Annotated in this window: 19 protein-coding genes; 13 read left to right on the top strand and 6 right to left on the bottom strand. The window is 40.4% G+C overall.

Features of this window, described 5'->3' with window-relative positions; translation table 11 throughout:
* Positions 1-2: 2 nt before the first annotated feature.
* The 6 genes from ABXG98_RS06245 (at position 3) to ABXG98_RS06220 (ending at position 5,365) form a co-directional block, all read left to right on the top strand.
* Positions 3-545 carry a GNAT family N-acetyltransferase gene (locus ABXG98_RS06245; RefSeq protein WP_353537834.1) on the top strand — a complete coding sequence of 181 codons (543 nt, stop codon included), beginning with the start codon at positions 3-5 and terminating at the stop codon, positions 543-545.
* A gap of 146 nt (positions 546-691) precedes the next feature.
* Positions 692-1,267 (top strand): fused MFS/spermidine synthase, encoded by a 576-nt coding sequence (locus ABXG98_RS06240; protein ID WP_353537833.1) that lies wholly within the window; start codon positions 692-694, stop codon positions 1,265-1,267.
* Positions 1,260-2,168, top strand: coding sequence for a spermidine synthase (locus tag ABXG98_RS06235; protein WP_353537832.1), 909 nt, complete (start codon positions 1,260-1,262; stop codon positions 2,166-2,168). Before ABXG98_RS06240 ends, ABXG98_RS06235 begins: the two co-directional genes overlap by 8 nt.
* Before the next feature lie 99 nt (positions 2,169-2,267).
* A complete protein-coding gene (locus ABXG98_RS06230) occupies positions 2,268-4,163 on the top strand; it encodes a propionyl-CoA synthetase (RefSeq protein WP_353537831.1) in 1,896 nt (631 codons plus the stop codon).
* A 381-nt stretch (positions 4,164-4,544) separates the two neighbouring features.
* Entirely contained in the window at positions 4,545-5,012 is a 468-nt protein-coding gene (locus ABXG98_RS06225) for a hypothetical protein (protein WP_353537830.1), read from the top strand.
* Positions 5,013-5,014: 2 nt separating this feature from the next.
* Positions 5,015-5,365 carry a hypothetical protein gene (locus tag ABXG98_RS06220; protein ID WP_353537829.1) on the top strand — a complete coding sequence of 117 codons (351 nt, stop codon included), beginning with the start codon at positions 5,015-5,017 and terminating at the stop codon, positions 5,363-5,365.
* 242 nt (positions 5,366-5,607) lie between these two features.
* Here the strand turns inward: ABXG98_RS06220 and rluF are convergent, their stop codons facing one another.
* Positions 5,608-6,378, bottom strand: a complete 771-nt coding sequence (gene rluF, locus ABXG98_RS06215) for a 23S rRNA pseudouridine(2604) synthase RluF (protein ID WP_353537828.1) — start codon at positions 6,376-6,378, stop codon at positions 5,608-5,610.
* 79 nt (positions 6,379-6,457) lie between these two features.
* On the opposite strand from rluF, the gene ABXG98_RS06210 reads away from it, so the two are divergent.
* Positions 6,458-7,171: a glycerophosphodiester phosphodiesterase gene (locus ABXG98_RS06210; protein ID WP_353537827.1), complete on the top strand. Its 714-nt coding sequence runs from the start codon at positions 6,458-6,460 to the stop codon at positions 7,169-7,171.
* 79 nt (positions 7,172-7,250) lie between these two features.
* Here the strand turns inward: ABXG98_RS06210 and hutI are convergent, their stop codons facing one another.
* The gene (gene hutI, locus ABXG98_RS06205) at positions 7,251-8,504 is read right to left on the bottom strand and encodes an imidazolonepropionase (protein ID WP_353537826.1); all 1,254 of its coding nucleotides are present in this window, start codon (positions 8,502-8,504) and stop codon (positions 7,251-7,253) included.
* A 153-nt stretch (positions 8,505-8,657) separates the two neighbouring features.
* Between hutI and hutC the strand changes: the two genes are divergently transcribed.
* From hutC to ABXG98_RS06180, 5 genes are all read left to right on the top strand, one after another.
* The gene (gene hutC / locus ABXG98_RS06200; protein ID WP_353537825.1) at positions 8,658-9,401 is read left to right on the top strand and encodes a histidine utilization transcriptional repressor HutC; all 744 of its coding nucleotides are present in this window, start codon (positions 8,658-8,660) and stop codon (positions 9,399-9,401) included.
* 56 nt (positions 9,402-9,457) lie between these two features.
* The gene (gene hutU / locus ABXG98_RS06195; RefSeq protein ID WP_502901539.1) at positions 9,458-11,188 is read left to right on the top strand and encodes a urocanate hydratase; all 1,731 of its coding nucleotides are present in this window, start codon (positions 9,458-9,460) and stop codon (positions 11,186-11,188) included.
* A gap of 34 nt (positions 11,189-11,222) precedes the next feature.
* A complete protein-coding gene (gene hutH, locus ABXG98_RS06190; protein ID WP_353537824.1) occupies positions 11,223-12,767 on the top strand; it encodes a histidine ammonia-lyase in 1,545 nt (514 codons plus the stop codon).
* Between the two features lie 170 nt (positions 12,768-12,937).
* On the top strand, positions 12,938-13,393 hold the full coding sequence (locus ABXG98_RS06185; protein ID WP_353537823.1) for a hypothetical protein: 456 nt from the start codon (positions 12,938-12,940) through the stop codon (positions 13,391-13,393).
* Positions 13,394-13,477: 84 nt separating this feature from the next.
* Positions 13,478-14,233: a hypothetical protein gene (locus tag ABXG98_RS06180; RefSeq protein WP_353537822.1), complete on the top strand. Its 756-nt coding sequence runs from the start codon at positions 13,478-13,480 to the stop codon at positions 14,231-14,233.
* A 9-nt stretch (positions 14,234-14,242) separates the two neighbouring features.
* Here ABXG98_RS06180 and ABXG98_RS06175 read toward each other — a convergent pair whose 3' ends face one another.
* The 4 genes from ABXG98_RS06175 to ABXG98_RS06160 all read right to left on the bottom strand — a co-directional run bounded on the left by ABXG98_RS06175 (position 14,243) and on the right by ABXG98_RS06160 (position 17,756).
* Positions 14,243-15,199, bottom strand: coding sequence for a tRNA-dihydrouridine synthase (locus ABXG98_RS06175; RefSeq protein WP_353537996.1), 957 nt, complete (start codon positions 15,197-15,199; stop codon positions 14,243-14,245).
* A gap of 302 nt (positions 15,200-15,501) precedes the next feature.
* Positions 15,502-16,344, bottom strand: a complete 843-nt coding sequence (locus ABXG98_RS06170; protein ID WP_353537821.1) for an NAD(P)-binding domain-containing protein — start codon at positions 16,342-16,344, stop codon at positions 15,502-15,504.
* Entirely contained in the window at positions 16,344-16,838 is a 495-nt protein-coding gene (locus ABXG98_RS06165) for a nuclear transport factor 2 family protein (protein ID WP_353537820.1), read from the bottom strand. The genes ABXG98_RS06170 and ABXG98_RS06165 overlap by 1 nt, the downstream gene beginning before the upstream one ends.
* 12 nt (positions 16,839-16,850) lie before the next feature.
* Positions 16,851-17,756 carry a bifunctional GNAT family N-acetyltransferase/hotdog fold thioesterase gene (locus tag ABXG98_RS06160; protein WP_353537819.1) on the bottom strand — a complete coding sequence of 302 codons (906 nt, stop codon included), beginning with the start codon at positions 17,754-17,756 and terminating at the stop codon, positions 16,851-16,853.
* Between the two features lie 53 nt (positions 17,757-17,809).
* Here ABXG98_RS06160 and ABXG98_RS06155 point away from each other — a divergent pair, with 53 nt between their 5' ends.
* Positions 17,810-18,580 (top strand): class I SAM-dependent methyltransferase, encoded by a 771-nt coding sequence (locus ABXG98_RS06155; RefSeq protein WP_353537818.1) that lies wholly within the window; start codon positions 17,810-17,812, stop codon positions 18,578-18,580.
* Positions 18,581-18,589: the final 9 nt, after the last annotated feature.

Genomic DNA, 18,589 nt, shown 5'->3' with positions numbered 1-18,589 from the left:
ATATGGTAATAGTTACAGATTCAGCAAGACTTAGCTTTCGCTTGATGGGGCAAAATGATGCCCAAGCCTTATGGGAATTAGATCAAGATCCCGAAGTTATGCATTATCTCAATGGTGGCAAACCTAATAGTATGGCAACCATTAACGAAGTTTTTCTACCGCGCATGCAAGCCTATACCGATGCAAGCAAAGGTTGGGGGATTTGGCAGGTCTGTGATAAAAGCTCGCAAGAATACCTTGGCTGGGTGTTAGCAAGGCCAATGAGCTTTTTCACCGAACAACCTGATATAAAAGATATTGAATTAGGCTGGCGTTTTTTCAAAAAAGCATGGGGAAAAGGCTATGCAACCGAGGCAGCTATAGCGATTAAAGATGCGTTAGCTAGTCAAACAGATATCGAGCATGTTTCGGCATTAGCGGTAGAAGATAACATTGGCTCAATTTGTGTGATGAAAAAAATAGGTATGCAATTTGTTCGAAAATATGAGCATAAAGACCCAATTGGTGACTTCACCGCAGTGCACTACCAAATGTCGGTAAAATAGCTTACTCTATTTTTATAAGGTATAAATAAAACCTAAGAAACAGCGATATTTTGATAAAGGAATAACCACTGAAACATTCTAACAGCACACAAACATATCCCAATGCGCTCATTTATTTGCTCGCCTTTACCAGTGGCTTTTGTATTATGGGTATAGAGCTTTTAGGAGGCAGAATTCTCGCGCCATTCTTTGGCAGCTCTGTGCATATATGGGGCAGTATCATTACCGTCTTTATGTTGAGCTTATCCCTCGGATATTTACTTGGCGGTAAGCTTTCCACACGCAGCCCCTCGTTAACAACCTACGGGCTTATTTTTGTTATTGCTGCAATAACCCTTTTACCTATTGCTTTATTTAGCCAATGGATAATGCAGGCAATATTTCTCAGTATTGAAGACACTCGCTATGGCTCTTTATTAGCTTCCATGGCGCTGTTTTTTATTCCTACTGTTATTCTCGGGATGCTATCGCCTTATTCAGTGCGATTATTAGTCACTCACTCGCATGAAAGCGGCCAAATAGCCGGAAAGCTCTATTTTGTTTCAACCCTAGGTAGCGCCTTAGGCACGATTGTAACTTCATTTTATTTAATATTATGGTTTGACATTAACCTAATTGTTTATAGCTTTTGCGCAACTCTTGCAGGTTTAGGTTTATTGGCAATTTTTATCAATAAAAGCCGTCAAGCATATAAAGAGAAAGTTGGACTCAGCCATGCTTAAATCGTCAGTGGTACTTTGCTTGTTACTTTTATCAGTTATGGTAATAGGTAGCTCATTGGTTCACGCTAAAGTAATACATCAAGAACGCTCACTGTACCGCAATATATTAGTGGAAGATAACGGCGACTTACGCTGTTTAAAGTTTAATGTTAAAAGCAACAAAACCCAACAAAGCTGCTACTTAAAGAGCCAACCACAGCAATTAGTATTTAATTATACTAAACTATTAATGGCTAGCTTATTGTTTAATTCTGAACCAAAACGCATACTAATCATTGGCTTAGGCGGTGGAACCATGTCTAATACCCTTGGCCAACTCTACCCTTCTAGTCAAATCGATAACGTTGAAATTGACCCAGCAGTAATTAACGTCGCGCGTCAATACTTCGGCTTTGATGAAAATAAAAACGTCCACACTTACACTCAAGATGGGCGCATTTTTATTAAACGTGCTTTATTAAAAAAGCATCATTACGATTGGATCATACTCGATGCCTTTAATGGCGATTATATTCCAGAGCATTTAATGACAAAAGAGTTTTTACAGGAAGCTAAAGCATTACTGAGTAACGATGGTATACTCAGCGCTAACACCTTTTCATTAAGCAAACTGTACGCACACGAATCGGCGACTTATAAAGCTGTATTTGGTGATTTCTATCAGGTAAGTAACCAAGCAAACGCTAACCGTATTATTATCGCTCATCGTAATGGTTTCTCTAACACCCCGTTAACTCCTGAAAATATCAATACTTTTAAAACAACATTACAGCCCTTTGGTGTTGATATTAAGCATTTATACGACCACATGGTTTTTTCCAAACATCATCAAGATTGGCCAGAAAACACGCGTTTATTGACCGATCAATTCTCTCCTGTTAATTTATTAAACTCAAACTAAAAGCGATTTCTGCACAAAAACTATCCTAAAGTCTAATTGGATTATTTTGTCGACACTTCTATAGTATTAACATAATTAATAACTCATTGAGGGCAGCTCATGAACTTTACAGAGCAACAAAGCAAAGCAGTAGAATCAACGAAAGAGTACTGGAATGAGCAAGCTAAGCTTGTTTCTTGGTATAAAACACCAAATACAATATTGTCGACAAATGATAATGACTGGACCGATTGGTTTGCTGATGGCGAACTAAATACCAGTTACCTCGCCCTTGATTATCATGTTGAACAAGGCCGTGGCGCTGAGACTGCACTCATTTATGACTCGCCGGTAACCGGCACCAAGCAAACCTTTACTTATCTTGAGTTAACTGAGTTGGTGGCTAAGTTTGCTGATGTATTACAAAAGCAGCAGGTAGACAAAGGTGATCGAGTTTTAATCTATATGCCAATGATCCCACAAGCTGCTATTGCGATGTTAGCTTGTGCTCGTATTGGTGCAATTCATTCCGTGGTGTTTGGCGGCTTTGCAGCAAAAGAGCTAGCCATACGTATTGATGATGCTGAACCTAAAGTAGTGGTGAGTGCCAGTTGCGGTATCGAAATTGAAAAAATTATCCCTTATAAGCCATTACTCGATAACGCCATTGAATTATCAACACACAAGCCTAGCAGCTGTATCATATATCAACGTGAACAATTAAGTGCTGACATGCACAGTGGTCGCGACTACAACTGGCAAATACTGATGGATAGTGCCCAACGCATTGCACCAGTGCCTGTTAAAAGTACCGATCCACTTTATATTCTCTATACCTCAGGCACTACGGGTAAACCCAAAGGTGTAGTGAGAGACAATGGTGGTCATGCCGTAGCCATGCTCTATAGCATGAAAAATATCTACGGCATGCAAACTGGCGATACTTTCTGGGCTGCATCTGATGTTGGTTGGGTTGTGGGGCATTCTTACATTGTTTATGCGCCGCTTATGGCTGGCTGCTCAACTATTTTATATGAAGGAAAACCAATAAAAACGCCAGATGCTGGGGCTTTTTGGCGTGTGTGTGAAGAATATAAAGTCAATGCCTTATTTAGTGCTCCTACGGCATTTCGTGCCATTGCTAAAGAAGACCCTGAAGGTGCTTTATTGCAAGATTACGATTTATCGCAATTAAAACGACTTTATCTTGCTGGCGAACGTTTAGATCCCGCCACCTATCATTGGCTGCAAGATAAAACTAAGCTTCCGGTCATTGATCACTGGTGGCAAACTGAAACCGGTTGGGCTATTGCTAGCACACCATTTACTGATGAAAGTGGCACGTCATTAATGCCGACCAAAGCGGGCTCTGCTGGTTTTCCGGTACCTGGCTTTAATGTACAAATTTTAGATGCTTACGGTAAAGCTCTGCCTGCCAATCAGCAAGGTACAGTGGCGATAAAATTACCAATGCCTCCTGGCTGTTTACAAACAGTTTATAAAGATGATGAACGCTTCAAATCAAGCTACTTGTCAACACACCCAGGTTATTATGTAACCGGTGATGGCGGTTATATAGATGACGCAGGTTACTTATTCATTATGGGCCGAACCGATGATGTGATCAACGTCGCAGGACATCGCTTATCCACAGGCGAAATGGAAGAGGTGTTATCTAGCCATAGCGCGGTTGCTGAATGTGCAGTGATCGGTATTCATTGCCCACTCAAAGGCCAAGTACCGTTTGGTTTAGTGGTGATAAAAAATGGTGTTGAGGAAAGTGATGAACAACTGATCAGCGACTTGAAGAAGAAAGTACGTGCTGACATTGGCGCAATTGCTTCACTGCAAGGTCTCATCATAGCCGAGCGCTTACCTAAAACACGTTCGGGTAAAATTCTGCGTAAAACCTTAAGACAAATGATTGATGGTGAAGAAATTGAAATCCCTTCAACCATTGATGATCCTGAAATAATCGCTGAACTTTATAAGCAACTAGAGCCTACTACCAAGTAACAATTTAGTGAGTCATCAGCCTATATTTAAAAAGCTGCTCATAAGTATGAGCAGCTTTTTTTACGCTTTATGTAGTTTATTCAGCATTACATCCTAAACCTCAATAGAGCTTTATATACACTAACAATTTATACATAATTTTTAGTTATGAAAGAGGCTAATATTCCGACTTTGCATACGTTAGGTAGTTCTGAAATTTAGGGCTGCAGCTAGCCAAAAGTTGACCTAAAAAATCTCTGTTAGGCCGTTCAGTTTTGCAAAAAGGTGCCCCTTCATGTATCTACATTTCTATTCAAATATCTATCTCAAAGAATTAAAAACTAGACATTAAAGACTAATTAGACTAAATTAGTCTTAATATTGTTTAAGGAGGTTATAAATATGTACATAGATAACAAGGCTTACTATCAAATTAAAGAGAATTTAGAAGAAGCTTCTTTTTTGATTAATAAATCAGGAGAAGAGAAGAGGGTACATAACTTAATCATGAATGCTCTAATTAATTTGGCGAAACACGAAAGTAGTCCAGAGGAAAGTTCACTATCTGAAGTTAACGAAATAAATAAAGTTGCCAGAAGACTCAAGCTTTGGGCTAAACGACCAGAACAATTAAACACTAGAATCCTAACTACCTACTTGAAACTCAAGGCTAGAGAAGGGAAAGTAACAGAGCATAGATTAAAACAAGAAGTAAATGAAGATAGCAATTTTGATTCAAATTTTACGCAAATGAAAATAATAGCTGACAGGAATCATGGCAAACTATTCTCCGTGGAAAATAATGAAGTAACAATATGGGAGCCTGTTAAGCCTCATGTCGATAAATTCATAAAAAATTTAGGTATATAAATATGCCAGATTGCTTAGGTAAAATTGTTGACTACCTACTCAATGGGGCTAACGACAAAGCCTTTATTGAAATTCAATCTAAAAAGAAAATGCACTCCTATTCAGATAGTGAATGGGCCGCTGTGATTTGTCACTTAAACAGAGAAGATATTGTAAAACTAATAAAAAACCTTATTTCAATACGCAAAAGAAATAAACTGCATATTGGTGGAAGTGTCAGCCCTGTTAGGTGGCTATATAAATTTTATATAGAAAACTATAATGATGATAATAACGAATTATTTGATTGGATTGCCCATAACAGCGAAAATCCGTATGAACCAATGGGTAGTTATCAGCATAATCATCGATGAATAACTAATACTGACCAACTGCTTCACGCTAATTACTGCCTGATAACATATGGCAAACAATTCGGTTGGGTGAATTCTATTAAGAATCCATTAGGCCATTGTCTGCTATCGTATCTTAGCAGACATAAATTGAGGCATATAAGCGTTATTGTTTTTGACCGTTTCAGACTTATGACTGACCTAATCTACGATACGAACAGGTCAAACTAGAGATTGAGTAGGATCAGATTAAATAGACACTATTACCCTTTACTTTCAGCCGCTGTTTTAGTGGAACCCGCCACCGCTTTATTTATTTCAGCCATTTCTGCTGCTGTTAAGTCACGCCATTGTCCGGGTTTTAAATTGCCTAACTCAACACTCATAATTCGCGATCGTTTGAGCTTTTTAACCTCATAATCGAGGTGTTCACACATACGGCGAATTTGTCGATTCAAGCCTTGAGTTAAAATAATAGTAAAGACAAACCGGCTTTTTACGCGCACAATACAAGGTTTGGTAATCGTGCCTAAAATTGGCACCCCGCGAGACATGCGCTCAATAAAACGCTCACTAATTGGCTTATCTACAGTAACAATATATTCTTTGTCGTGCGCATTTTCAGCACGCAAAATTTTATTCACTATATCACCATCGCTGGTGAGAAAAATTAGTCCCTCTGACGGTTTATCTAAACGACCAATAGGAAATATTCGCTCTTTATGACCAATGGCATCAATAATATTCCCCCGCACATGACTTTCAGTGGTACAAGTAATACCAATGGGTTTGTTATAGGCAATATAAATACGATCTGACTTGTTATCCGGCATCGACGCAATGGGTTTACCATCAACTTTGACCACATCACCTGATTTAACTTTTGTGCCTAATTCTGGCAACTTACCATTAATAGTAACTCGATTAGCTTCAATTAATTTGTCTGCGCCTCGACGAGAACAAAAACCCGATTCACTGATATATTTGTTTAAGCGTTTTTCGCTAGGCGTTGAGTTAGATGAATTGTCGGTCATAAAGAATATTTAAGTGCATTTAGTCTGTTTACCATTATACTCAAAACAACCCTTAATGTATCAAGTGTAGTAGAACATTATGTTAATTTTTGCCCATCGTGGTGCCAGTGGTGTAGAGCCCGAAAACACCTTACGTGCGATACAAGCCGCAATTAGCGCAGATGTCGACGGCATTGAAATCGATATTTATGAAGCTGACAATCGGCTTTTTGTCATTCATGACCGCTGGTTACAGCGTACCACCAGTGGCATAGGGCAAATATCTCAACATAAGTATGAAGATTTGCGCCGTTTAGATGCCGGCTTAGGAGAAAGCATTCCTACTTTGGATGAGGTGCTTGCCCTTATTGCTGGCCGCTGTCTTATTAATATCGAAATTAAAGGTATTAGTAATATTGATTTATTATTTTGCTATCTTGATCAGGCTATTCACAACGCTCAAATTACGGTTGATGATATTTTACTATCATCCTTTAACCACCGTTTACTCTATAATATTCATCAGCAACGACCTGAGTTTGCTATTGGTGGCTTGACTGCCTGTTATCCACTCGATTATGCAAAATTTGCTGAGCAACTTAATGCTTATTCGGTGCACCTTGATGTGGATTTTATTAGCGTGAACTTTGTTAAAGATGCTCACCAACGAGGGCTAAAAGTGTTTGTTTATACCGTCGATGAGCTTGAAGATATCAAAGCAATGAAAGCACTTGGGGTTGACGGTATTTTTTCTAATTTTCCTACCACAACAAAAAGCCATATAGCGCATTTAAGCATGAACGCTATTGAGTAGCATCACCCCAATAATAAGCCAACGTGCCTCACTCTTTTTTGTTGGACTAAAATCCAACCTAAAGGTAGAGGTTAAATTATTAAATAACTTGCCTACCATTTTGCATTAACGCACTAAGCGGATTTACGCCAAACTGATAACTTAGCTCAGCCGGCTGATTAATATTCCATAGCGCCATATCGGCATCAAAACCAACACTGAGTTGTCCTTTAGACGCTGCTAATCCTAACGCTTTTGCCGAATGACAAGTAACACCGGCTAATGCCTCGCATGGCGTTAATCTAAACAAGGTACACGCCATATTTAGCATTAATTGAATAGAACAAATGGGTGAAGAGCCCGGATTAGCATCAGTAGCAATTGCCATGGCTACACCATGGTGGCGTAATAATTCAATAGGAGGTAATTGTGTTTCACGTAAAAAATAAAAAGCCCCTGGTAACAAAACTGCGGTCATATTGGCCGCGCTCATCGCTTTTACGCCCGCTTCAGATAAAAACTCTACATGATCACTTGATAGCGCGTTATATTTTGCCGCTAGTTCAGTTGCGCCCAAATTTGTTAATTGCTCCGCATGTACCTTAATGGCTAAGCCGTTTTGCTGCGCCTTAGCAAATACCCGCTCGGTTTGTTCAATATCAAAGCCAATATTTTCGCAAAACACATCAACAGTATCGGCTAATTTTTGTTCCGCAATTACCGGTATCATTTCATCGCAAACTAAGTCGATATAACCCTGAGGGTCATTGTTATATTCGGTAGGAAGTGCATGTGCACCAAGAAACGTTGGCTTAATCGTTATCGGCAAGGCTTTTGCTAATTCGCGTGCAACCTTAAGCATTTTAATTTCATTGGGTAAATCTAAGCCGTAGCCCGACTTAATTTCCACGGTAGTAACACCTTGTTGGTGGAGTGTTGTTAAACGTGGCAATGCACTTGCTAGTAACTCATCTGCTGTTGCCGCTCTAGTTGCCTTGACCGTAGAAACAATACCTCCGCCGGCTTGAGCTATTTCTTGATAGCTTTTTCCCTGTAAACGCATCTCAAATTCATTCGCACGATTACCGCCATAAACAAGGTGGGTATGACAATCAATAAATCCTGGGGTTAGCCACTGACCTTGGCCGTCAATGAGTTCAATTGATTCAGAGTGATATTTAGGTAAATCGACTTCTTTACCTACCCATGCAATTTTGCCATCGCTAATGGCTAAAGCGCCTTGCTCTATGCTGCCATAACCAGCGCCAGCGTCAGTCATGGTGGCTAAGTTCACATTTAGCCACAGCGTTTGCCAATGTTCAGTGGTGTCAGAAGATTGCAGGGTTTTATTCATAAATAGGGCCTAATCGCGATAATTATTAGCGACAACTTTAGCTGACTAGGTAAAAATTATCAATAGTTGTATATACAACTATTGTATTATTTAACAAACTATGAGATTGTATATACAAGTTGAATTAAATCGCTAACCTTACCTAAGAGTATTATGAGCATTACTAGTTTACCCCAAAAGAAGCTAAGCAAAAATGAAAAGCCGGCAAAATTTACTATTATTAAGCAGTATATTTGTCAAAAAATTGAATCTGGGGCATGGCCACAGCATTTCAAAGTGCCGTCAGAAAATGAATTAACACAGCAATTTGATGTTAGCCGCATGACTGCGCGCCGTGCTTTGCAAGAGCTAACTGAACAAGGCATTCTGGTTCGTGCTCAAGGCTCAGGCACATTTGTCGCTACCTTTAAATCGCAATCATCACTGTTAGAAATAAGAAATATTAGCGATGAAATTCAAGACAGGGGCCATAAGCATCATGCTCAACAACTTATGCTTAAATCAGTGGCAGTCAATGAAGAAATTAAAATTTTATTAAATTTAAAAAACAATGAACAAGTGTTCATGTCGCAAATATTGCATTTTGAAAATGATCAACCTATTCAATTAGAGCAGCGTTATGTTAATGCGGAACTAGTGCCTGAATATTTATTACAAGACTTTACTACCACAACGCCACATGAGTATTTATCTGCTGTTGCACCAATTACAGAAGCAACCCATGAGATTGAAGCAGTACTAGCCGCCGATAATATTTGCCAGCTGCTGGGTATTGCTCATAGCGAACCGTGTTTACAAGTTAAACGCCGAACCTGGTCAAGCACTGGGGTGATTAGTTTAGCTATTTTAACGGCACCGGGTAATAAATACCGGTTAGGTAACCATTTAGTTTTTTAAGCAGATCAACACAAAAATAGAGCTGCACTTGCTGCAAGAATATTACGAGGAAACCCATGACTATTAATACAATCGATAACACAGGCAATAACTCCACCAATAATATTGAGCCACGTCTTGATACGTCAAGAATAATACGTGCCGATCGTGGCAGTAAAATAAGCGCTAAAAGCTGGTTAACCGAAGCCGCAAAACGCATGTTAATGAACAACCTTGACCCTGAGGTAGCAGAGCATCCACAATCTTTAGTAGTTTACGGTGGTATTGGCCGAGCAGCTCGCAACTGGGAATGTTTTGATAAAATCGTTGAAGTATTAAACCGCCTTGAGGATGACGAAACCTTAATGGTGCAGTCAGGTAAGCCCGTTGGCGTATTCAAAACCCATAGCGATGCCCCAAGGGTTTTAATTGCTAACTCAAACTTAGTGCCACATTGGGGCAATTGGGAGCACTTTAACGAGTTAGATAAAAAAGGTTTAATGATGTACGGTCAAATGACCGCAGGTTCATGGATCTACATTGGCTCACAAGGCATAGTGCAAGGTACCTATGAAACATTTGTCGCTATGGCAAAACAACATTTTGGTGGCAGCGCTAAGAGTAAATGGGTGCTAACAGGTGGTTTAGGTGGCATGGGTGGCGCACAACCTCTAGCCGCTACTATGGCAGGTTATTCAGCGTTAGTGGTAGAGTGTGATGAATCACGTATCGACTTTAGACTGCAAACTCGCTACGTTGATAAAAAAGCCACTGATCTTGACCAAGCATTAGCAATCATTAATGAAGCAACTGCTAAGGGCGAAGCGATTTCTGTAGGTTTACTTGGTAATGCGGCCGATGTATTCCCTGAATTAGTTAAACGAGGGATTACCCCAGATGTAGTAACCGATCAAACCTCTGCGCACGACCCTCTAAACGGTTATTTACCACAGGGTTGGACCATGGAATATGCGGCACAAATGCGCAAACAAGACGAAACGGCAGTAGTTAAAGCAGCCAAACAGTCAATGGCTGTTCAAGTACAGGCTATGCTTGATTTGCAAGCAGCTGGTGCAGCGACCACAGATTACGGTAATAACATTCGCCAAATGGCCTTAGAAGAAGGGATTAGCAATGCCTTTGATTTCCCCGGTTTTGTACCCGCTTATGTGCGCCCATTATTTTGTGAAGGTATTGGCCCATTTCGTTGGGTGGCTTTATCAGGCGATCCAGAAGATATCTATAAAACCGACGCCAAAGTTAAAGAATTAATTCCAGACAATCCACATTTGCATAACTGGCTAGATATGGCGCGCGAGCGCATTGAATTTCAAGGCTTACCGGCTCGTATTTGCTGGGTCGGGTTAAAAGATCGCGCACGTTTAGCGTTAGCCTTCAATGAAATGGTGAAAAATGGTGAGCTATCTGCGCCAGTGGTTATTGGTCGCGATCATTTAGATTCTGGTTCAGTCGCATCACCTAATCGCGAAACTGAAAGCATGCTTGATGGCTCTGATGCAGTTTCAGATTGGCCATTACTCAATGCCTTGTTGTCTACTTCAGGTGGTGCCACTTGGGTAAGTATTCATCACGGCGGTGGTGTAGGCATGGGCTTTAGCCAACATGCTGGTGTAGTAATTGTTGCTGATGGTAGCGATGCTGCTGCAACACGTATTGGTCGAGTATTATGGAATGACCCTGCAACCGGCGTTATGCGCCATGCTGATGCGGGTTACGACATTGCAATTAACTGCGCGAAAGAGCAACAGTTAGACCTTCCGATGATTGATGGTGCAAACGGCCAATAACAATTACTTGAAAAAGAATGATATAGAGAAAATTATGACACCAATAACACAATTAAATATTATCCCCGGGCAACTAACCCTAGCACAACTTCGTGCGGTAAACCGTTATGACGGTATTGAGTATTCTTTAGATGAAAGTGCTTTTGATGATATCAATAAAAGTGCTGCGGCCGTACAACAAGTGATTAAAGATAATCGCGTTGTCTACGGTATTAATACTGGCTTTGGTTTACTGGCTAGCACCCGTATTAAAAATGATGAATTAGAGCTGTTACAACGTTCAATTGTACTGTCACATTCAGCCGGTTTTGGTGAATACATGGAAGATTGCACTGTGCGTTTGATGATGGTGCTAAAAATTAACTCCTTATCTCGCGGGTTTTCAGGTATTCGTTTAAGTGTTATTCAAGCACTTATTACCTTACTTAATGCCCAAGTTTATCCTTGTGTCCCGAAAAAAGGCTCAGTGGGCGCCTCTGGCGACTTAGCGCCATTATCGCATATGGTGTTACCTTTACTTGGCGAAGGTGAAATGTCTTATCAAGATCAAATTATTCCTGCTAAAGAAGGTTTGAAAATTGCGGGGCTTGAGCCAATTACTTTAGCGGCAAAAGAAGGCTTAGCATTGCTTAATGGTACACAGGCCTCTACCGCATTTTCATTAGAAGGCTTATTTTTAGCCGAAGATTTGTATGCCGCAGGTACAGTGATTGGCGCTTTAACAGTTGAAGCGGCAAAAGGCAGCCGAGCACCGTTTGATCATCGTGTGCATTTTGTTCGTGGTCAGCAAGGTCAAATTGATGCCGCCAGTGCTTATCGTCATGTCATGACTGAAGATTCTGAAATTGCCCAATCACACGTTGATTGTGAAAAAGTGCAAGACCCCTATTCGCTGCGCTGTCAGCCGCAAGTGATGGGCGCTTGCTTAACGCAAATTCGTCAAGCCGCCACCGTACTTCATGTTGAAGCTAATGGCGTTACCGACAACCCGTTAGTCTTTGCCAATGAGGGTGATTTTATTTCCGCTGGTAATTTCCATGCTGAGCCAGTTGCGATGGCTGCTGATAACTTAGCGCTAGCAATCGCCGAAATAGGCTCACTGTCGGAGCGTCGTATGGCATTACTTATTGATGCTAGCTTAAGTAAACTCCCTCCATTTTTAGTAGATAATGGCGGTGTTAATTCTGGCTTTATGATCGCCCAAGTCACTTCAGCGGCACTAGCGTCAGAGAATAAAACCTTAGCTCACCCAGCATCAGTGGATAGCTTACCGACATCGGCCAATCAAGAAGATCATGTGTCTATGGCTGCTTTTGCAGGTCGACGATTAACCGATATGAGTGAAAATACCAATGGCGTATTGGCTGTAGAATATCTGGCTGCTGCACAAGGGTTAGATTTTAGAGCGCCGTTAAAAGGCTCACCTATTATCGAACAAGCAAAAGCTATGCTGCGTGAAACGGTGACTTTTTATGATAAAGACCGATACTTTGCCCCTGATATTGTCGAAGCCTCAGCTATCATCAGTGATGGTGATTTAAACCAGTTTATGCCTGAGCAGTTATTGCCCAGTTTTTAACGACTTATTTGATTAATTTTTAATGAGTAAATGGGTGCTAATAAGCACCCATTTTTTTAAGCAAAACTTGCAAAAAAATCAACTCGGTGTAAATTTAAATAAGACTCGTTAGCAATCACCCGACTACCGATGACAATAACCGGTTACAATAATTATAACAGGGGCACCTCATGACCGAGAACACGCAAGATACTACCAATACCCAAGGATCTATCCCTAAGTGGTTCACCATTGCAGCCACGCTTGCTTTAGTGTGGAATTTAATGGGCGTATTAGCGTTTGTCGGGCAAGTAACAATGACCGATGAAATGATGGCGCAATTACCCCAAGCTGAGCAAACTCTTTATCGTACCATTCCATTATGGGCAACCATTGCCTTTGCTTGCGCTGTTTTTGCTGGAGCGCTTGGCTCGCTCGCCTTATTAATGAAAAAAGTACTCGCACAGCCGCTGTTAATTCTGTCATTGGCTGGGGTGATTATACAAATGTTTCACGCTTTTATAATCAGCAACTCGTTTGAAGTACTTGGTGCTAGCGGTGCCATAATGCCGATAATGGTGGTAATTATTGCTATTGCATTAGTGCGATGGGTTAGTAAAGCCAAAGCTCAACACTGGCTTTCTTAGCTATTGATAAAGCAGCGTTTCTTTAGTAAGTTATTGTTGCTGCTATATCTTGATTTATAAATTATCTGATAAGGAAATCTGCTAATGTCATTAAAATTCATGCTCCCTGCTTCACTCTGTCTTGTATTAATTGCTTGTGGCGGTGGCGCAAGTAGCGACAGTGGCATCACACCTACTGCGCCCGTTCCCGAAAAGCAATCATTAACCCTAAGCTATGATTTTTCTGAGTCCGATCTAGGTTTTACAATTGATACCGCAGATCATGATGTTGACCACGAGTTGAATGGTAAAATACGATCTGAGCTAACCTCCTTGCCATCACCTTATGAATACCGACAAGGTATTATGTTCCAGTGGCGTAATTATTCTGATGATATAAAAGGTTTTATTAAAAAGAAAATTACGGGGTTGAAGGGCGATAGTCTGTTTAACGTGAATTTTAACGTCGAACTAGTCACTTTTATGTCTGATGCTTGCGTTGGTATCGGCGGCTCGCCCGGACAAAGCGTTAAGGTTAAGGCAGCGCTACTTGCACAGGAGCCGAATAAGTTGATAGACGGTAGTGGTAGTTCCACCATGTATCGTATCGATATAAATGATGGTCAATCCGGTGGTGATGATGTGGTTGTATTAGGTCATATTGGTCTACCAATACCTTGCGACGATGATTTTTTTGCCAACCCAGTTTGGGAGATAAAACCACTTACTAATGATGAATCCTTTGTGTTAACTACTAATGCAAATGGTGAAGCATGGGTGTATTTGTCAATTGATTCAGGGTTTGAAGGTGAAAGTACTTTCTATATAGCATCAGTTGAGTTGCAAATTGAGCAGCAGTAATTGTTGCCCCTACAACTTTTCGCTGATTGCTTCTGCTGTTTTTAGCGTACGTATTTCTTGGAACAACTGGTCGGCTTCTGCGTATTGAAGTTTAAGATACTTAAGCCATTGTTTAATACGATTAGGATAATACTTGCTCTTATCACCGTAAGTTTCAAAGCGAGTATATGCTAGTAATAATGTTTGTACTTCATGCCAAGGCATAGCATTCACTTTGGGGTGTTCAGGGTCATTTCCTTGCCCTTTGATCAGTTGAGCTAAATTAGGCAGCATTAATGCACCGCGTCCAACCATAATATCGGTACAAGTAGATACTTCACGACATTTATTGGCATCACTCAAATTAAAAATATCGCCATTTGCTATCACTGGAATGCTTATATTCTGTTTTATTTTAGCTATCCATTGCCAATGGGCTGGAGGCTTATAGCCTTCAATTTTAGTGCGTGCATGCACGGTTAATTCATTCGCTCCTGCCGCTTCAATGGCTTGCGCATTTTCAATGGCAAGGCTTTTATCTTCATAGCCAAGGCGAATTTTAGCACTGACAATAGCATCTGTTGGCACTGCTTTTTTCACTGCACTCACAATTTGATAAAGGTTGTCTGGATCTTTTAATAAAATCGCGCCTCCTCGATTGCTATTAACCATTTTTGACGGGCAACCAAAATTAATATCTACACCATGTGAACCCAATTCGATGACTTTAGCGGCATTATCAGCCATACAAACGGGATTTTGACCTAATAGCTGTACTCTTACAGGTGTTCCTGCTGCGGTAGTGCTGCCATAAGCATTAGCATTTTTTAATTCCGGACAGGCTCGATAGAACGCCTTATCTGAAATAGTTTGCTCAACTACGCGAACAAACTCAGTAACACATAAGTCATACCCACCAATTTCGGTGAGTAACCCTCGCATTAAATGATCAAGTACGCCTTCCATCGGCGCTAATACTATTCGCATCACGAGGGGGTCTTGTGGTTAGTTTTTTTACAATGACCTTTGCTACGATTTTTCAAGTGTTTATTGATTAAGTAGTAAAAAAGTGTGGTCGCAAAGGCAATAGAAAAATGCACCACTAAGGTCAGTAGCTGAGCATTTTGTTGCCACAAAAATATCGGTCCACGGTAGGTGATTACGAATAAATCTAGTACAGAAACGTGTAACCAAATCGCAACAAAGACTAACTTAAGACGATGACGGCTAAGAAAAGCATGAGTAAAAACAGTCAAAAATAAAACCAATAACAGGCACAAGTAGCACTATTATAGCCAAGTGAGTAGCTCAGGGTAAATAAACTTATAATTTAAACCTTGTTTAGCTTTGTCACCACTGACAATTTTGTCTATATCATTTGCACCATTTGACGACAAAACAGCCGCATCAAGTGGCAAAGCTTTAGTTGCTACTTGATAAAAATGCCGTTTACTAACATGCGTATCACAAACTCCATTGAAAATTCCAGAATTTGCGCCCGTCGTTAACAAAGACTCAATTAATCCCACGGCATCTTGTTGGTGAATAAAATTAACTGGTGCCATGGAGTCAGTCAGCGTTTTATTGGCCAAAACAAATTTACGCGGGTGACGGTCTGGCCCAAGTAAACCAGCTAGCCGGATCACATTAGCTTGCGGCTTAAACTTTAGCACTACTTGCTCCGCAGCTTCAATCATAGCAACTTTAGCAATAGTGGTATTTAGACGGCTTTCTTCATTAACAATACCTGTGAGCCCTTGATAAACCCCAGTGGTAGATAACATAATTATACGTTGAGTGATCCCTCGTTTTTGTGCTGCATTAACCAATTGCGCTATTTTATCAGCGTAGTCAGTTCGGCCTTTTTTAAATTGAGGGGTGATTGCAATAACCAAATAATGTTGGGCAAAAACATCCTGTTGTGACAGCTGTTCGTTCTGGCTTGGCACAAGCAGTTGCTGTGCGTTGATTCCTTGCTGAATAAGCTTATCAACATTCTCTTGCTTACTACTGGTAGCAAGAATTGAACCCCCTTTTTCTATTAAAGCAACCGCTAGTGCTTTGCCTAACCAGCCACATCCTATAATACCAACGGATAAGTCAGTTTGTTCGGTATCATTCGCGTTATACATTACGGTTCCTGTTTAAAATGTTTAATTTGTTCAACTACAGTTTTAGCAACGCCATTGGGAACCAAAAAAGATAGATTATACTGGCTGATTTTCCAGCCTTGTTCGGTCTGAATTAAAACACCCGAGCCACGACAAAAGCCATATTTTTGGTTTTCTAATATTTCATCAAAAAAGGCTACCTTACTATGTTTTATTAAGCTTATATTCCTTTCTTTGACTTGGTATAACCAACCATTGCCTTGGTTAAAGTGCGGCAAAACAAATTCAGTAAATTGCTTTTTAGTCCAACGCTCGCTGGCATCAGTACCTAAAAAAATAGCATCTGAAGTTAACAAACCTAAATATACCGATGCATTGGCCTCTGCCGCTGCATGATGAAATTGATCTAACGATTGGGTAATGGCTTGCTCTATCGTTTTATGTTGATCGTTTTTGTGCGCTAAAGTGAAAAAACTCGCTAACATCAGCACTAGTAACAGGTATTTATGAGGCATAATATTCTCCATTTATTTGGGTATAATAAAGTAACTACCGGTAAAAGTGGCAGCTATCTTGTCGCCACAGTAAACATGGGCAACTAACTTAATACGTGCTTTTTTACCTTGCGCTAAATTATCAAATGTTCCTGACACCTCATGCTGGAGTACTTGAGCATAAGCCAAACCTTTAATTGGACTATGATAGCGAATGTCAGCTTGGGCTAACACAATATCGCCATCTAAGTTAGCCTGGGTTTGTTGTTGTTCTTGCATAGCCAAATACACCCAACCCCAGCCCGTTAGTGTAGCCAAGGTATAAATGCTGCCAGCAAACATGGTGTGATGCAAATTTTGATTAAATTGTGCATCACAATTGGTCAGCAGTTCTTTACTATCATAGTAACTTATTTGTAAAGCCATGGCTTTACTTAATGGAATGGTGCTATGCCAAATATCTTGAAGGGTTTGTGCCGGTATTGCTTGATGTTTAGCATGGCTCGTGAGTTTTTTGCTCATACGGTAATGCTTGACTTCATCATACAAGGTATGGGAAAACCCTTGATTTTCGTATCCCAATTGTTGATAAAAAGCGATTGCCTGCTCACGGGCATTGAGGCAAATTTCTGTTAAACCGAACTTACATGCCTGTGCTTCTAGTTCGTTAATTATTTGTTGGCCTAATCCTTGCCCTTGCATGCGCTCAGCAACCGCCATGTAACGAATTTTTCCTTGCAGCCCGGCTAATTTTTCTAGGCGACCAACGGCTAACACTTGAGCATTTTCATCAATGACCATACGGTGAATCGCGTGCTGCTCATGCTCATCTTGCTCACTTCCTAGCGCTTGTTGCCAAGGTTTTCTCAATATCTGCCAGCGTAAGTGGTAGTATTGTAAGAATTCATCATCGGTATTAGGTGCTCTTAGGGTGTTCATTGTCTATCCTTAGTAGAGTAACGTTTATTGTCTACATTGAAACTAGGAGAATTATGCAATTAGCAAAACACATTGCGCAAGGAAATTTATTGTACTTAAGCCAAAGTAATCAGCGTTTATCCGTTAGCGAAAATGCATATTATCGGTGGCTAGCATTTGCTAGCCCTGAAGGCGAACAAGTGATTCAGAGTGTTATGCTTAAGCGTAAACCATGGCGATTAACCTTGCCCCATCAAACTGCGCTAATGTTACCCTTATTGTTTTTTAAACCCAACCGTATTGTTGAGTTAGGCTTAGGAGGGGGGAATATTCAACGCTTTATATCGCACTTATCCTCCGCGATCACTATTGATAGTGTGGAACACTACAGTGAAGTCATTGACTGCTTTAACCAGTTTTTCAACCCGCAAAGCAATCCTGTACACCTAATATATAGTGATAGCACACAATGGTTACTCCAAAACACATTGATTTATGACTGGTTTATTTGCGATATTTATCAACAAGACATTCAAAGCTATAATAGTGCCGTGAATCAATTGACGCATTTAACTCGCCATATAACGCCAAGTACTTGTTTGTCTATTAACTTACCCGATGCAACTGACCAAGAAGTTAATTTGCTGCTTACCATACTCCAACAAGTCTCAAGGGATCATAACATCACCTATTTTCATGTACCCAACTATTTAAATATTGTGATACATTTATTACCTAAGCAATGGCAAATTTATAAACGTTCAAAGCGAAACAGCTACAGTTATTTACCGAAATCTATATTCTCGAAGTGGCAGAATTTTTGGCAGCATGGAAAAAACATCTAGCGGCCTATA

Source organism: Colwellia sp. KU-HH00111, assembly GCF_040362745.1.
Lineage (GTDB): Bacteria > Pseudomonadota > Gammaproteobacteria > Enterobacterales > Alteromonadaceae > Colwellia.
Note: the sequence above shows the minus strand (reverse complement) of the source record. Positions and strands in the feature narration are given on the sequence as shown.

What these genes read in the sequence shown, in the direction of transcription:
- hutU (WP_502901539.1), top strand. Translation starts at nt 9,458, where the DNA reads ATGACTATTAATACAATCGATAACACAGGCAATAACTCCACCAATAAT.
- ABXG98_RS06170 (WP_353537821.1), bottom strand. Translation starts at nt 16,344, where the DNA reads ATGTATAACGCGAATGATACCGAACAAACTGACTTATCCGTTGGTATT.
- hutI (WP_353537826.1), bottom strand. Translation starts at nt 8,504, where the DNA reads ATGAATAAAACCCTGCAATCTTCTGACACCACTGAACATTGGCAAACG.
- ABXG98_RS06175 (WP_353537996.1), bottom strand. Translation starts at nt 15,199, where the DNA reads ATGCGAATAGTATTAGCGCCGATGGAAGGCGTACTTGATCATTTAATG.
- rluF (WP_353537828.1), bottom strand. Translation starts at nt 6,378, where the DNA reads ATGACCGACAATTCATCTAACTCAACGCCTAGCGAAAAACGCTTAAAC.
- ABXG98_RS06220 (WP_353537829.1), top strand. Translation starts at nt 5,015, where the DNA reads ATGCCAGATTGCTTAGGTAAAATTGTTGACTACCTACTCAATGGGGCT.
- hutC (WP_353537825.1), top strand. Translation starts at nt 8,658, where the DNA reads ATGAGCATTACTAGTTTACCCCAAAAGAAGCTAAGCAAAAATGAAAAG.
- hutH (WP_353537824.1), top strand. Translation starts at nt 11,223, where the DNA reads ATGACACCAATAACACAATTAAATATTATCCCCGGGCAACTAACCCTA.
- ABXG98_RS06165 (WP_353537820.1), bottom strand. Translation starts at nt 16,838, where the DNA reads ATGCCTCATAAATACCTGTTACTAGTGCTGATGTTAGCGAGTTTTTTC.
- ABXG98_RS06235 (WP_353537832.1), top strand. Translation starts at nt 1,260, where the DNA reads ATGCTTAAATCGTCAGTGGTACTTTGCTTGTTACTTTTATCAGTTATG.
- ABXG98_RS06185 (WP_353537823.1), top strand. Translation starts at nt 12,938, where the DNA reads ATGACCGAGAACACGCAAGATACTACCAATACCCAAGGATCTATCCCT.
- ABXG98_RS06180 (WP_353537822.1), top strand. Translation starts at nt 13,478, where the DNA reads ATGTCATTAAAATTCATGCTCCCTGCTTCACTCTGTCTTGTATTAATT.
- ABXG98_RS06155 (WP_353537818.1), top strand. Translation starts at nt 17,810, where the DNA reads ATGCAATTAGCAAAACACATTGCGCAAGGAAATTTATTGTACTTAAGC.
- ABXG98_RS06245 (WP_353537834.1), top strand. Translation starts at nt 3, where the DNA reads ATGGTAATAGTTACAGATTCAGCAAGACTTAGCTTTCGCTTGATGGGG.
- ABXG98_RS06160 (WP_353537819.1), bottom strand. Translation starts at nt 17,756, where the DNA reads ATGAACACCCTAAGAGCACCTAATACCGATGATGAATTCTTACAATAC.
- ABXG98_RS06225 (WP_353537830.1), top strand. Translation starts at nt 4,545, where the DNA reads ATGTACATAGATAACAAGGCTTACTATCAAATTAAAGAGAATTTAGAA.
- ABXG98_RS06230 (WP_353537831.1), top strand. Translation starts at nt 2,268, where the DNA reads ATGAACTTTACAGAGCAACAAAGCAAAGCAGTAGAATCAACGAAAGAG.
- ABXG98_RS06240 (WP_353537833.1), top strand. Translation starts at nt 692, where the DNA reads ATGGGTATAGAGCTTTTAGGAGGCAGAATTCTCGCGCCATTCTTTGGC.
- ABXG98_RS06210 (WP_353537827.1), top strand. Translation starts at nt 6,458, where the DNA reads ATGTTAATTTTTGCCCATCGTGGTGCCAGTGGTGTAGAGCCCGAAAAC.